The 13,723-nt window shown below is 71.6% G+C and carries 12 protein-coding genes and 1 pseudogene; 1 reads left to right on the top strand and 12 read right to left on the bottom strand.

Features of this window, described 5'->3' with window-relative positions:
* Positions 1-9 precede the first annotated feature (9 nt).
* The 12 genes and pseudogenes from QE381_RS12315 to QE381_RS12260 form a co-directional block, all read right to left on the bottom strand.
* Complete coding sequence (locus QE381_RS12315; protein ID WP_307218563.1) at positions 10-2,007, bottom strand: NAD(P)-binding protein; 1,998 nt, start codon at positions 2,005-2,007, stop codon at positions 10-12.
* On the bottom strand, positions 2,004-3,368 hold the full coding sequence (locus QE381_RS12310; RefSeq protein WP_307218562.1) for a thymidine phosphorylase: 1,365 nt from the start codon (positions 3,366-3,368) through the stop codon (positions 2,004-2,006). Before QE381_RS12310 ends, QE381_RS12315 begins: the two co-directional genes overlap by 4 nt.
* A gap of 41 nt (positions 3,369-3,409) precedes the next feature.
* Positions 3,410-3,841, bottom strand: coding sequence for a VOC family protein (locus QE381_RS12305; protein WP_307218561.1), 432 nt, complete (start codon positions 3,839-3,841; stop codon positions 3,410-3,412).
* The gene (locus tag QE381_RS12300; RefSeq protein ID WP_307218559.1) at positions 3,838-4,782 is read right to left on the bottom strand and encodes a nucleoside hydrolase; all 945 of its coding nucleotides are present in this window, start codon (positions 4,780-4,782) and stop codon (positions 3,838-3,840) included. Before QE381_RS12300 ends, QE381_RS12305 begins: the two co-directional genes overlap by 4 nt.
* Entirely contained in the window at positions 4,779-5,813 is a 1,035-nt protein-coding gene (locus tag QE381_RS12295) for a nucleoside hydrolase (RefSeq protein WP_307218557.1), read from the bottom strand. Before QE381_RS12295 ends, QE381_RS12300 begins: the two co-directional genes overlap by 4 nt.
* 51 nt (positions 5,814-5,864) lie before the next feature.
* A complete protein-coding gene (locus QE381_RS12290; protein ID WP_307218556.1) occupies positions 5,865-6,125 on the bottom strand; it encodes a hypothetical protein in 261 nt (86 codons plus the stop codon).
* Between the two features lie 100 nt (positions 6,126-6,225).
* A pseudogene (locus QE381_RS17920) lies at positions 6,226-6,756 on the bottom strand (hypothetical protein); the annotation flags it as partial.
* Positions 6,756-7,826: an ABC transporter permease gene (locus QE381_RS12280; RefSeq protein ID WP_307218551.1), complete on the bottom strand. Its 1,071-nt coding sequence runs from the start codon at positions 7,824-7,826 to the stop codon at positions 6,756-6,758. The gene QE381_RS12280 and the pseudogene QE381_RS17920, both read right to left, overlap by 1 nt.
* A complete protein-coding gene (locus QE381_RS12275) occupies positions 7,823-9,403 on the bottom strand; it encodes an ABC transporter ATP-binding protein (RefSeq protein WP_307218549.1) in 1,581 nt (526 codons plus the stop codon). The genes QE381_RS12280 and QE381_RS12275 overlap by 4 nt, the downstream gene beginning before the upstream one ends.
* A gap of 80 nt (positions 9,404-9,483) precedes the next feature.
* Positions 9,484-10,527 (bottom strand): BMP family ABC transporter substrate-binding protein, encoded by a 1,044-nt coding sequence (locus QE381_RS12270; protein ID WP_307218548.1) that lies wholly within the window; start codon positions 10,525-10,527, stop codon positions 9,484-9,486.
* A 156-nt stretch (positions 10,528-10,683) separates the two neighbouring features.
* Positions 10,684-11,154 carry a cupin domain-containing protein gene (locus QE381_RS12265; protein ID WP_307218546.1) on the bottom strand — a complete coding sequence of 157 codons (471 nt, stop codon included), beginning with the start codon at positions 11,152-11,154 and terminating at the stop codon, positions 10,684-10,686.
* A gap of 38 nt (positions 11,155-11,192) precedes the next feature.
* Positions 11,193-12,011, bottom strand: coding sequence for an SDR family NAD(P)-dependent oxidoreductase (locus QE381_RS12260; protein WP_307218544.1), 819 nt, complete (start codon positions 12,009-12,011; stop codon positions 11,193-11,195).
* A gap of 183 nt (positions 12,012-12,194) precedes the next feature.
* On the opposite strand from QE381_RS12260, the gene QE381_RS12255 reads away from it, so the two are divergent.
* Positions 12,195-13,607: a PLP-dependent aminotransferase family protein gene (locus tag QE381_RS12255; protein ID WP_307218542.1), complete on the top strand. Its 1,413-nt coding sequence runs from the start codon at positions 12,195-12,197 to the stop codon at positions 13,605-13,607.
* Positions 13,608-13,723: the final 116 nt, after the last annotated feature.

The raw sequence follows: 13,723 nt of genomic DNA, 5'->3' as shown, positions 1-13,723 counted from the left end.
CGCCCCCCCTCACACGGACGCGCCCGCCACCGCGTACGCGAGCTCGACGGCGTCGTAGATCGCGGCGTCGATGTTCCGAGGCGCCCGCGCGTCCCCGATGGTGACGGTACGGACGCCGGCGGCGTGCCACGTGGGAGCGGCCTGCCGCGGCTCGATCGCGAGGATCGTGTCGATCCCGACCCGTTCCGAGACCTCGCCCGTCACGACGTCCTGGATCTTCACCGCGGCTCCTTCGATGTGCAGGACACGGTGCGCCGTGGTGCGGCGGAAACCCGGATGCGCGCCGCACCGTTCGAGCAGGAGCGGACGGTCGTAGCCGGGCCCGACGTGGGGGAACACCGCCTCGAACGGGGTCACGACCTCGACCTCCGGCACCTGCGCGAGCAGGCTCAGCACGACGCCGGAGGCGTAGGCCGTGCCGTCGGCGTCCACCGCGAGCACACGGCGACCGAGCGCGGCCGGGTCGGCGAGCGCCCGGAAGGCGCTCACGGTCCCCGCCGGAGGGAAGCCGTTCACATAGGCGCCGCCGAGCGCGAGCGAGGTGCCCTCGGGCGAGGTCGCGCCGGTGGCCATGACGACACCGTCGAAGTGCTCGGCCGCCACGAGCGCGTCGAGCCGCGCACCGTCGATCCGCAGCCCTCGGCGCACCTCCACGCCCGCCGCGTCGAGGTCGCGGACGAGATCGGAGACCAGAAGACCGATGCTCTCCCGTCCCGGGACGCGGCGGGCCAGACGCAGCTGGCCTCCCAGTCGGTCGTCGGCCTCGACGAGAGTGACCGCGTGGCCGTCCTCGGCGAGCTCCACGGCCGCACGCATCCCGGCCGGACCGCCGCCCACCACGAGCCAGCGCTGCGCGAGGGAGGAGGCCGACCGGTTCGGGCGCTCGAGCTCGCGGCCGGCGAGCGGGTTGACGGTGCACGAGACCGGCAGCCCCCGGCTGCCCCGGCCGAGACACCCCTGGTTGAGACGGATGCAGTGGCGGATCTCGTCCGTTCGACCGTCGCGGAGCTTGCGGGCGAGGTCGGGGTCGGCGATCTGTGCGCGGGTGAGCGCGACCATGTCGGCGATTCCCGCGGTCAGCACCTCCTCGGCCTGCTCCACGCTCAGCGCCGCGCCGACCCCGAAGACCGGCACGTCCGGATTCGCGCGCTTGATCGCCGTCACGTCCTCCCGCAGCCAGGCCGCCGGCATCGCCGACGACGGGAACACGTAGTGGACGTTGTGGTAGCCGCCCGCGGCGAGGTCGAGGAAGTCGATGCGGGCCTCCGCTCGCAGGGCGGCGATCACCTCGATCATGTCCGCCGTCCCGAGACCCTGGGGATGGTGCTCATTGGCGACGATCCGGACGCCGACGGGGTAGTCGTCGCCGACCCGCTGACGGACGGCGACGAGCACCTCACGGGCGAAGCGCGTCCGACCCTCGATCCCGCCGCCGTACTCGTCGACGCGGGCGTTGTAGAGCGGGGAGAGGAACTGGTGCAGCAGGTACCCGTGGGCGAGGTGGATCTCGACGCCGTCGAAGCCGCCGAGCCGGGCGTACTCGGCCGAGCGCGCCCACGCGGCCACGAGCTCACGGATGTCCGCCGCCGTCGCGGCCACCGTCGCGTGCTGGGTCGAGGGCGAGATGAGGCGCGACGGGGCGAGGACAGGCCGGGGACCGTCGGGGCCGTCCGGCTGCGCCTGCGCCCCGTGATGGTTCAGCTGGACCATGATCCGCGCGCCCGCGGCGTGGACGGCCTCCGTCATCCGGAGGTTGCTCTCGACCGACTCGGGACGGAAGGCGTCCTCGAAGTTGCGGATCGACCCGCTCGGGTGCACGAAGTGGTTGCCCGCGATGAACAGGCCGCACCCGCCCTCCGCCCGCCGCACGTAGTAGGCCGTCTCGCGGTCGGACTCCACCCGGTCGGAGTACTGCTTGGAGTGAGCCGTCTGCATGATCCGGTTCGGGACCTCGAGCGCGCCGATGCGCAGCGGCTCGAACAGGGGCGAGGCGATCCCGATGCTCACGCGGGGCTCCCCTCCCATCGTTCGCGGACGATCGACCCGGCCTGCGGCACCGACGTGTCCGAGACGGACATCGCGGCACGCAGACGCGCGGCCGCTGCCTCCCATTCTTCCTCGGAACGCGCGTGGAGCACGCAGATCGGGTGGCTTTCGTCCAGGGGATCACCGATCTGCGCGAACCCCGTGAAGCCGACGGTGACATCGATGGCCGCGCCGGGCTCGACCCGGCCGCCGCCGAGCTGCACGAGGGTGAGCCCGACCTCGGTCGTGTTCATGCCCGCCAGCCAGCCGTCACTCCCCGCGTGGACGGGACGCACGACCGCCGCAGCCGGAAGGATGTCCGCTGCGCGCTCCGTGAAGCCCGCCGGACCGCCCTGCGCGTGAAGGATCTCGTCGAACTTGGCCGCAGCGGCGCCGGACGAGAGCGCCTCCGCGACGAGCTCTGCGCCGCGCGCGGCATCGGCGACCCGTCCGGTCAGCACGAGCGCTTCCACGCAGAGCGCCTCCACGAGCTCCCGCACCCGTCGGTCGCGCGCCGCCCCGGTGAGGAAGTCGACCACCTCGAGCATCTCCACGGCGCTGCCCACGCTCGTGCCCAGCACCGACTCCAGATCCGTGATGAGCAGGACGCTCGGGATGCCGACGCGCGTGAGCACGTCGCGCATCGCGATCGCGAGGGAGCGGGCCTCGTCGAGCGTGTGCATGAACGCGCCATCGCCGCATCCGACGGAGATGACGACACCGGAGGGCGAGACGGACAGCTTCTTCGAGAGGATGGACCCGGCGATCAGCGGGACCGACTCGACCGTCGCGCTCACGTCGCGCACGCGGAAGATCTCGGTGTCCGCGGGCGCCAGATCCGGGGTCGGGCCGCTGATGCCGCCGCCGGTGCGCGCCACGATGCCGGCGAACTCGGCCAGGCGCGGCTGGGCGACGTAGCCGGGAACCGCGTCGAGCATGTCGCACTCGCCCGGGCAGTAATCGAGGCCCCACGCCGACATGTTGGGGACCACGAGGCCGAGCGCGGCGAGGATGGGCACGACGAGCAGGGTCACCTTCTCATCCCCGACACCGCCGGAGGAGTGCTTCTCGACCACGAGGCGGGGGTCCACCCCGTGGTCGCGCCAGTCGATCGTGCTCCCGGAGTCGCGCATCGCGAGCACGAGCGACATGGTCTCCTCCGGCGTCATCCCGTTGAGGTAGGTCGCCATCGTGAACGCCCCCAGCTGCGCCGGGGCGACCGTCCCGTCGGTGACACCGGCGACGAACCGCCGGATCTCATCGGCGTGCAGCTCCTCACCGTCGCGCTTGCGGCGGATCACCGCCTGGGGGCTGAAGCGCCCGGCGTTCGAGGGGGTCGTCATCGTTCGTCTTCCTTCCGTTCCGAGGCGGGACTCGGTCTGTGTCAGAGCTCTCCCGGCTCGCCGCCGTCGAACCAGGCGTAGAGCTCCCACACCTCGCCGTCGGGGCCACGGAAGTACAGCGCCCGCGCATTCCACGCCCGGTAGTCGGCGGGCGCGCGGATGACGTCCACTCCCCGATCGAGCAGCATCCGGTGCTGGGCGTCGACGTCCGAGGGAGCCGGCAGGTGGACGGCGATCATGACCTGCGGGCCGCCGCCGTCCGTGCCGGGGTCGAAGCCGATGTGGGAGGAGAAGTGGGCACGCTCCCACAGCGCCAGCCGAACCTGCGGACCGACGAAATCGGCGAACCCCGGCATGCGGTGCTCCAGACGGAAGCCCAGCACGTCCCGGTAGAACGCGACCGAGCGATCGACGTCGGAGACGAGGATCGCGACATCCCGGATCAGCTCGTTGAGCGGGCGGGACGGTGTCACGGGAGCCTCCCGTACAGCTCGGTGAGCAGCGCGAAGTAGCCGTCGGCGTCCGCGCCCGCCAGGTAGAGCGCGTTGGGCGACTCGTCGGTGACGGACCACCAGTCCACCGACAGCGCGCCGTAGGCGGGCCCCTTCGTGGTCTCGACGCGCACGCTGACCCTGCGACCGGAGAACAGGCCCGGCTCCAGCAACGCCAGGGGCACGCTCGGACCGTGGAGGGGCGCGCCGTCCCAGCCGTACTTGCGCAGGTCGAAAGCCTCCGAGAACCTCAGCAGGTCGGCGACGATGCCGCCGCAGACCGTGCCCGTCCCCTCGAAGGATCGGAGCCGCTCGGGAGTCGCACGCAGCCCATGGCTCACGTCGAGGCTGAGCAGCGTGAGCGGCACGCCGGAGGTCAGCACGACGTGCGCGGCATGAGGGTCGACGAAGCAGTTGAACTCCGCGGCGGGGGTGATGTTGCCGCCCTCGAAGTACGCGCCCAGGAACGCGATGATCTGGCCGACGCCGTCGCGCGCGCCGGGATCCTGGAGGATGGCGGCGGCGAGCGTCGTCATCGGGGACAGGCAGACCACCGTGTACTCGCCGACGGCCGCGCCGGCCAGCAGCCGTGCAGCGGCCGACGCTCCGTCCTCGGGGTCCGGCGGCACCGACGGCTCCGGGAAGTCGTAGCCGTCCAGGCCGGTCGCCCCGTGCACGTGCGAGGCCGTGACCAGGCTGCCGGCCAGCGGCGCCGGGTTGCCCCGGTGGACCGGGATGTCGGATCGCCCGGCGGCGTCGAGGAGCATCCGCGCGTTGCGCGCCGCCGTGTCGACGTCGATGTTGCCGGCCGAGGCGATCACGGCACGGACATCGAACGCCTCGGGCGCCGCCAGCATGGCGTAGAGCGCCGCGGCCTGGTCCTGGCCGGGGTCGGTGAACACGAGGGTGGGGCGCGCGGTCATGGCAGCAGCGAGAGCCTCTCGGTCAGCAGGTCGAAGGCCGGCTGCACCTCGACGTCACGCATGAAGTCGACGTTGGCGGGACGCCCGGAGACCCCCCACCAGTCGACGATCGTCATCCCGACCGAGACCGAGCCGTCCGTGACCGCGCAGACGTTCACGCGACGCCCGGTGAACAGGTCGGGGCGGATCAGGTAGAGCACGGCGCACGGGTCGTGGAGCGGCCCCGCATCCCAGCCGTACTTCTCGACGTCGAACACCTGCGAGAAGCGGAGCATCTCGACGGCGGCGAGCGAGCACCGGTTGCCGTTCGCGGCGAGCCGGTCCAGCCGCACGTCGGTCGTGCGCATCGAGTGCGTGGCATCCATCGGGATGGCGACGATGGGCGCCCCGCTGCGAAGCACGACGTCGGCCGCGTCCGGGTCGACGTAGCAGTTGAAGTCGGCGAGCGGCGTGATGTTGCCGCCCTCGTGCAGGCTTCCGATCACCATCACGATCTCCCGCACCCGGGGGATGATCTCCGGCGCGCGCGAGAACGCCAGCGCGATGTTGGTCAACGGACCGAGGGTGACGAGCGTGATCTCCCCCGGCTCCGCGCCGCGAAGCGAGCGCACGATGAAGTCGACGGCGTGCTCGTCGCTGACAGCGACCGTGGGGGGCGGGAGCTCGGGTCCGTCGAGCCCGGTGTCGCCGTGCACGTGCTCCGCCGTCACCAGCTGACGACGGAGGGGACGGCTGCTTCCGGCGTGGATCGGGACGTCGCGGCGGTCCGCCAGCTCGACGACGGCACGTGCCGCCTGCACGGTCGAGGCCAGCGGCACGTTGCCGGCGACGATGCTGAGTCCGAGCACCTCCAGCTCGACGCTCGCCAACGCCAGCAGGATGGCGATCGCGTCGTCCTGGCCGGGATCGGTGTCGATGATCACCCGCCGCCGCCCGCCGGGGGCGGGGCCGTCCCGATGCACGCCGCGCAGCTCGAGCGGCGGGAAGAGACCGCCCAGACCGGTGGACGGCTCAGGCTCGAACGCTGTCATGGTCTGTCGTGTCCCTCTCGTCCCGTGGTCGCGCGTCGATGCGGCGGCGCATCAGCCGTCCCTCATCTCGACGAGGTTCTGCACATCCTTCGACCCACGCACCTGCGCCGTGATCACGACGGCGAGGACCGTCACGACGTACGGCAGCATCAGCATGAAGTTCGGGTCGACGATGCCGGCCCAGTTGATCTGCGCCCAGATCCCGAAGTAGTTCACGGCGCCGAAGAACACCGCCGCCGCGACCGTGCCGAGGGGATGGGCGGCCCCGAGGATCACCGCGGCGAACGCGATCAGCCCCCGTCCGGCCTCCATGTTCGGCGTGAAGGCGCCCAGGGGCCCGAGTGCGAGCTCGACACCCCGAGAGCGCGGTGAGGACGCCGCCCAGGAGGAGGGCCCACAGCCGCATCCGCGGCAGCGAGATCCCTGCGCTGCGCGCGGCGAAGGGGTAGTCCCCCGTGGCGGTGAGCTTCAGCCCGAATCGTGTTCGGCAGACCAGGAGCCAGACGAGCACCGCGACGATCGGCGTGACGGCGGTCACGAGCGACAGCTGCCCGAAGACGCCGGGCGCTCCCGCGAACACCTTCGGCAGCGACACATCCGAGTAGACAGCGCCCTCCTTGCCGTAGATCGCGACGACCGTGAGGACCGTGCCGCCCGTGCCGATGAGATTGACGCCGATGCCGACGATGATGGGGTTCGCGCCGAGCAGCACGATCGTCGCCCACATGACGGCCGACACGGCCACGCAGGCGATCACCGCGGCGAGGACGCCGATCCAGACGTTCTCGCTCCGCGTTCCGACGACGACCGCGAGCATGGCTCCCAACGACATCAGGCCGCCGAGGCCGAGGTGCCAGATGCCGGCGCGCTGCGCGAGCGCGCCGGCGAGCGCCGCCAGCACCAGGGGGACCGAGCTCTGCCAGACCGCCGCGACGACATCCATCAGCGTTCCCCTTCCGCCTGCGCCGGCACCGCCGCCGCGACGCGGCGTCGGCGCCATCGACGGGGCAGCTTCACCTGCGCGGTCACGAGGATCGCGATGATCCCGTTCAACACGACGATCGCCGAGGCCGGCAGCGAGACCGCGATGGGCAGGAACAGGCTGGCCGCCGTGAGCATGGCGAAGAACCAGGCCGCGAAGACGGTGCCGGCCACGGAGAGTCCCGCGACCAGCGCGACGAGCATGGCGTTGTTGCCGACCTGCGGCGAGATCCCCTGCATGAGCTTGCCGGTCGGCCCCAGGATCTCCATCGCTCCGGCGAGACCGGCCAGCGCTCCCGAGAGGGCGAACGCCTGAAGCCCGATGCGGCGGACCTTCACGCCCTGCCACTGGAGCATCGCGCTGTTGCGGCCGGCGATGCCGCTGAGCACGCCGAAGGACGTCCGAAGGATGAGGAAGGCGACGCCCGCGATGACGACGACCAGGATGCCGATCGTGACGGGAGAGATCCCGTTGCTGGTCGAGATGCGGAAGGCCTCGGGGATCGGAGGGCTCGCCGCGCCCTGCGCCGTGGCGCTGGAACGGTCCATCAGGGGTCCGGAGACGAGGTAGAGCAGGAGGTACTGCGCGATGAAGTTCGCCATGATCGTGGTGACCACCTCGTCGGCGCCGAAGAACACACGAAGGATGCCCGGGATCAGCGACCAGATCATTCCCATGAGCGCGCCGGCGGCGATCGCGCACGGGATCGCGACCCAGCTCGGCACCGCGGCGGGAATGCCCACCGCGACGGCCGTGGCTCCGATCGCCCCGAGATAGAACTGCCCGAGGCCGCCGACGTTGAAGAACCCGGCGCGGAAGCTCACGACGGCGCCGAGTCCCATGATGATGAGCGGGATCGACCACCGGAGCGACTGCAGCAGCGCGTTCGGGGTTCCCACCGAGCCCTTCACGATGGCGCCGACCACGTCTCCGCCGGCGAAGCCGGCGATCTGCAGCACCACGACGAAGATCGCGACGGCCGCGACGATCGGAGCCACCCGGCGCAGGACCGTGAGCGTCGCGCCGTTCATGCCGCGGCTCCCGTCATCGCGCGTCCGATGGCTGCCATGTCGTAGGGCATGTCGTGGCCGCCCGCCTCGTCGAGCACGATCTCGCCGCTGAGCAGCACGATGATGCGATCGCAGATGCCGATCAGCTCATCGAGGTCGGAGGAGATGAGGAGGACGGCGGCGCCGCCGTCGCGCGCGTCCCGCAGTGCCCGCCAGACCCCCTCCACGGCGCCCAGGTCGAGTCCCCGGGTGGGTTGGGCGGCGATGATGACCTTCGCGTCGGCATCGAGCTCTCTCGCCATGATGACCTTCTGCGCGTTTCCGCCGGACAGCTCCGAGGCCTTCTGATTGACGGAACGGAATCGCACGTCCCAGCGGCGCAGCGCGGCGTCCGCCTCGGCCTTCAGCACGGCGGGACGCATCGGGCCCCGGCGACGACGGCTGCCCACCATCAACGGCACCGCCCAGTTCTGCCAGAGAGGCGTCGATCCGCTGAGGCCCTGCGTGTTGCGATCGAACGGGATGATCCGCAGCCCGAGGGCTCGGCGCCGGAGCGGGTCGAGCGCGGTCGCCGTCGTGCCGGCGATGCGCAGCTCGCCCGACCGGATGTCGACGATGCCCGCGATGGTCTCGGCCAAGGCGACCTGACCGTTGCCTTCGACCCCGGCGACGCCCACGATCTGTCCGCCGAACAGCTCGAGGTCGACGCGCGAGAGCCGCGAGCCGCCGTCCGAGGGAGCGCTCGTCACCTCTCGCAGCTGCACCAGGGCGGTGCCCGGTCCGGCCGGCGCGGCGGGCGACGGCGCGGCGGCTACCGGCTCGGCGAGGGACGTCGCCCCGAGGAGGGACGGCGCATCCGCACCCTCCACCGGTGTCCCGACGATCGTCGCCGCGAAGTCCGCCGCGCTCAGGGTGCCCACCGGCACCGTGCGCACGATCAGCTGCCCGCGGCGCAGCACCGTCACGGTGTCGGCGATCTCGAGGACCTCGCGCACCTTGTGCAGGACGATGATCACCGTCACGCCGCTGTCTCGGAGCCGTCGCACCCGATCGAACAGCCGGGAGATCGCATCGGGCGGCAGGACGGCGGTGGGTTCGTCGAGGATGAGGGTCCGGGCGTCTCCGGCGAGCGCGCGGGCGATCTCGATGGCCTGCAGCGACTCGATCGGGAGCTTCCGGAGCTTGGCCTCGGCGGAGACGGCGACTCCGGACTCGTCGAGGTAGCGCTGCCAGAAGGCGTTGAGCCGCCGTCGGCTGAAGATCTTCCCCGATCGCCTCGTCGAGCCGTACTCGAGCGCCTCGGCGACGGTCATCGACGGCGGCAGCGCGAAGCTCTGGTGCACCATCTCGATGCCGTGCGCGCGGGACGCGAGCACGGCACCGTTGGCCACGACCTCGCCGTCGGCGGCGACGTGCCCCGCCGTCGCAGGCACGAGGCCCGCGATGACCCGGGCGAGCGTCGTCTTGCCGGCGCCGTTCTGGCCCACGAGCGCGTGGATCTTGCCGGGCTCGAAGGAGACGTCGACGCGATCGAGCGCAAGGAAGTCGCCGAACGCGACGGTGATGTCCGCGCAGTCGATGCTGGGGCTCTGAGGCATGGGAGTCTCCTGTGGGGGACCACTGCGGGCCCCGGTGACCGCGGATGCCGGGAGGCACCCGCGGTCACCGGGGGCGTCCGCTATCCGACGGTGTTGACGAAGGGCACCTCGGTGGCGCCGCTCTTGATGTCGGGCAGCGCGGCGTTGACCGCGGCGAGCGCCTTGTCGTAGGCGGCGGAGATCCCGGTGTTGGGCGCCGACTTCGGGTAGGTGAGCTTCAGCGCGTCGCCGACGCCGGTCGCGTAGTGTCCACCGGAGAAGTCGGACGCGAGCAGCATCGGCGCCGTCTCCAGCACCGAGTCGGAGAACTCGAGCCCGCTGACGGCCAGCGTGACGGCCGCGGCATCCGTGAGAGCGGAGAGGCTGCTGGCGACGATGTATCGCCCGGGCGCCGCCTGCGCGGCGGCGATCGTGCCGGCATCCGCACCACCGGCGTCCGTCTGGATGACGTCGACTCCGGTGCCGTAGAGCTGCTCGGCGACCTCCTGCGCCTTCGCGGCGTCGTCGTAGTTGCCCACCACGCCGTAGCTGACCTGGATCCCGGGGGCCGCGGCCTGGGCGCCCGCCTTGAACGCGTTGTAGTCGGCGGCGATCAGGGGCTGCGTGTCACCCATCACCATGCCGACCTTGCCGGTGGAGCTGAAGGTCGCCGCGAGGATCCCGGACACGTACATGAGCTTGTAGGTGTCGTATCCGACCGTGAGGAGGTTGCTGATCGGGGGCTTGACCTCGTCCGCGTAGAGGTGGAGGAACTTGATGTCGGGGTATTCCTTCGCGACTGCGTTCGTCGCGTCGGTGATGCGGTAGAACTCCGTCACGATCATCTTGGGTCCGGCGTCTGCGGCGTTGCGCAGCGTGGACTCGTAGTTCGCGGAGTCGGCGACATAGACGTCCGAGCTGGTCCAGCCCTGCTGGGTGGCGAAGGCCTTGACGCCGGCGATCGTGCTGTCGGTGACCGAGCCGTCGCCGGCCTGCTGGTCGTGCACGAAGATGACGGATCCGCCGCTGCCGGTCGCGCCGGGGTCGGCGCCTCCCGAGGAGCACGCGGCGAGCGCGAGAGCGGCGACGGTCACGAGCAGCAGCGCGACGCCTCGCTGCGCTCGTGTGAACAGGGAACTGCGCATGGGATTGCCTCCCGGATCGAGGAAGAACGGGTGAGGAAGGAACGTGCATCGAACCGTACGAGGCGTTTGTTTCGGCGGGTTCGGAAGCCCGTGACACCGCCGTAACACTCTGTGCCGGTACAAAGGCGCGCTCGGAGCCTCGGAGGGTCCTGTCTCTCAGTCGCGCGCGAGGCGCGCGATGCGCGACGCCGCGGCGGGATAGCGCTCGACGAGCTCACGACCGGAGGGGAACACCACGGTGCTCTCCTCGTAAGGAGGCGACATGTAGGTCCCCAGCAGCGCCCAGTCCCCCAGCGGCTCGGCCGCCATGCACACGCCGGGCGGGACGGCCACCTGGGGCAGCTGCCCGGACGCGAGGTCGCTGCCGAGCACAGGCTCTGACACCTGCCCGCCCGGATGGAGCAGGAGCATGCGCACGGGGGCGCCGTCGTGGTGGAACCACACTTCGGGAGAGGGGAGGACGTGCAGCCCGGAGAAGTCCTCCGGCGTGACGAGGAACACGATCGCCGAGGAATGCTCATCCGCCCAGGTCTGTCCGAAACGACCCCCTTCCACCGGGATCGGCGAGAGTCCCAGCTCCCGTGCGATGTCCTCGGCGGTCATGCCGCCCCTGTCGCCCTGTGTCATCTGCTGCTCCCTGATCGTGCTCGTCTGTGGCGTCCGTCTCAGTACGGCGCGTCGCCGCCGTCGACGTTGATCGACTGCCCGCGGATCGCCTGCGCCGCCGGCGACAGCAGGAACGAGATCACGCGCGCGACCTCGTCGGGGGTGACATGACGGCCGAGCCGCGCGGGCACCATGGCGTCGAACATCGACGCGGCAGCCGCCGCGTCGCCCTCCGCGTAGTGTTCGGCGACGTCTCTCAGCATCGCGGTGGGCACTCCGCCCGGGCACACGCCGTTCACGTTGATGTCCAGGGGCGCCCATTCCTCGGCGAGCACCCGCGTCATGCTGATCATCGCCGCCTTCGACGCGTTGTAGGCGACCATGTCGATGTGGCCGCGCTTTCCCGACTCGGACGAGACGAAGACGATGCTCCGCTCACGCTCGCCGGCGAGCAGGAAGGGGACGGACGCGCGTGCCGCCTCGAAGGAGCCCACGAGATTGAGATCGAGCTGCGTGTGCCAGTCCTCGACCGTGTGCTCGCGCGCCGGCCGGATCCGCACGATCCCGGCGTTGCCCACGACGCCGTCCAGCCCGCCGAGCCGCGCGGCGGCCTGCGCCACGATCCCGGGGATGCCGCCGACATCCGCGAGGTCGGCGACGACGCCCACGACGCTCTGCCCGAGCCGGGCCCGCAGCCGGTCGACGCCCGGGCCGTCGACATCCACGACGGCCACGAGCGCCCCCTCGGCGACGAGCCTCTCGACCGTGGCGGCACCGATGCCGTTCGCCCCGCCGGTGACCAGGATGCGCCGACCCCGGTGCGCGGGAAAGGTCGGAGCCGCGCGCTCGGGGACGCGGTGAGCAGACGAGGTCGTCACGGGCACTCCAGTTCGGCGGCGAGGACGGGATCTCCTCTCACCGGCAACGGTAGAAGCGGCGGCCGACCTCCCGGATCACGGGTGCGTTTCTCGGCCGTAACGTTCTGTACCGGCACATCGCTCGCCACGGGGCTCGCGCCCGATGCGCCCGTAGCCTGGGCACATCCGCCGGAGGGACCACCGATGAGAGACGACGCCCTGCAGGTCGCGCACGACGGCCGCGCCGCGTTCCTCCCGCCTGCCACGGCCACCGCGGTCGTCGTACGGATGAGGGGACGCGGCGCGCGAGCGGTCGTCGCCGCGATCGAGGAGATGATCGCGGACGGCTCGCTCGCCGTCGGCCAGCGGCTGCCGAGCATCCGCGGCATCGCCCATGCGGCGGGGATGAGCCCCACGACCGTCACCGACGCCTGGCACACGCTGCACCGCAACGGCATGCTCCACACCGAGGGCCGTCGCGGCACGCACGTCTCGTTCCTGGCACCCTCGGGCGCACCGGGCTCCTGGCGGCTCCAGCGCGACGCCGTCGTCGCCCGTGACCTGTCCTCCGGGTCGCCGGACCCGGATCTCCTCCCCGAGGTGCACCTCAGCGGGGACGAGCTGGCGTCACTGTTCCGCCGGTCCAGCTACCACGGCGCCGTCGTCGAGCCCGAGCTCGAGTCGGCGATCCGCGCGGCCTGGGGCGAGGACTACCGTCCCGAGCGTCTGACCGTGGTCGACGGGTCGCTGGACGCGATCGACCGGCTGACGTCGATGCTGCTTGCGCCGGGCGACGTGGTCATCATCGAGGAGCCCACGTATCCGCCGCTGTGGCAGATGCTCCGCCGCCTGCGATGCGTCGCTCGCACGGTCGACATCGACCGCGACGGACCGCGCCCGACACGCCTCCGCCTCGCGATGGCATCGCGCCCCCGACTGTTCGTGTACCAGCCTCGCGCCCAGAACCCCACCGGCGCGTCGATCACCCCGGAGCGGCTCGCCGCGATCGCCGAGATCCTCCGGTGCCAGCCGGACACGCTCGTCGTGGAGCTCGACAGCGTGGGATCCGTCGCACACGCGCCGGCGTTGTCGCTGGCCGATCATCTGCCGGACCGTGTCGTGCGGATCCACGGGTTCTCCAAGTCGCATGCCCCCGACCTCCGACTCGCCGCCGTGGGCGGCCCCGCGCAGATCATCGACCGGTTGGAGGAGCGGCGCCTGCTCGGACCCGCCTGGAGCTCGAGGGCGCTGCAGCACGTGCTGGCGCACCTCCTGGAGTCGCCGACGGCGCAGCGCAGCGTGGAAGAGGCGCGCACGACCTACCGCCGTCGCAGCCGAGCCTTCGCCTCCGCGCTGCGGGAGCGGGGCATCCCCGTCGAGGACGCGGACGGCCTGAACGTGTGGGTCCCCGTTCCGGATGCCGCGGCGACGCTGACACGGATGGCCCGCGACGGGATCGCCGTCGCCTCCGGCGCCCCGTTCCACGCGACTCCGTACGGCCCCGAGTACTGTCGGGTCACGACCGCCGTGCTCCCCGAGGACGCCGCGGCCGAGGTCGCCGACATCCTGGTCCGCGCCGTACGGGCCGACCCGGGGTCGCCGCGGCTCGTCAACTGAGCCCGGGCGGCGGTCTCGGGGACGCCCCCGCCCCCATGTCCCACTCTGTCACCCACCATGTCCCACTTTCGACCGCTGCGACAGCCCGCCAGCGGTCGAAAGTGGGACATGCACCG

Source organism: Microbacterium sp. SORGH_AS_0888, assembly GCF_030818905.1.
Lineage (GTDB): Bacteria > Actinomycetota > Actinomycetes > Actinomycetales > Microbacteriaceae > Microbacterium.
The sequence above is the reverse complement of the archived record's forward strand: the minus strand, read 5'-3'. Positions and strand labels throughout refer to the sequence as shown.

What these genes read in the sequence shown, in the direction of transcription:
- QE381_RS12290 (WP_307218556.1), bottom strand. Translation starts at nt 6,125, where the DNA reads ATGGAGGCCGGACGGGGGCTGATCGCGTTCGCCGCGGTGATCCTCGGG.
- QE381_RS12280 (WP_307218551.1), bottom strand. Translation starts at nt 7,826, where the DNA reads ATGAACGGCGCGACGCTCACGGTCCTGCGCCGGGTGGCTCCGATCGTC.
- QE381_RS12310 (WP_307218562.1), bottom strand. Translation starts at nt 3,368, where the DNA reads ATGACGACCCCCTCGAACGCCGGGCGCTTCAGCCCCCAGGCGGTGATC.
- QE381_RS12265 (WP_307218546.1), bottom strand. Translation starts at nt 11,154, where the DNA reads ATGACACAGGGCGACAGGGGCGGCATGACCGCCGAGGACATCGCACGG.
- QE381_RS12270 (WP_307218548.1), bottom strand. Translation starts at nt 10,527, where the DNA reads ATGCGCAGTTCCCTGTTCACACGAGCGCAGCGAGGCGTCGCGCTGCTG.
- QE381_RS12300 (WP_307218559.1), bottom strand. Translation starts at nt 4,782, where the DNA reads ATGACCGCGCGCCCCACCCTCGTGTTCACCGACCCCGGCCAGGACCAG.
- QE381_RS12255 (WP_307218542.1), top strand. Translation starts at nt 12,195, where the DNA reads ATGAGAGACGACGCCCTGCAGGTCGCGCACGACGGCCGCGCCGCGTTC.
- QE381_RS12295 (WP_307218557.1), bottom strand. Translation starts at nt 5,813, where the DNA reads ATGACAGCGTTCGAGCCTGAGCCGTCCACCGGTCTGGGCGGTCTCTTC.
- QE381_RS12275 (WP_307218549.1), bottom strand. Translation starts at nt 9,403, where the DNA reads ATGCCTCAGAGCCCCAGCATCGACTGCGCGGACATCACCGTCGCGTTC.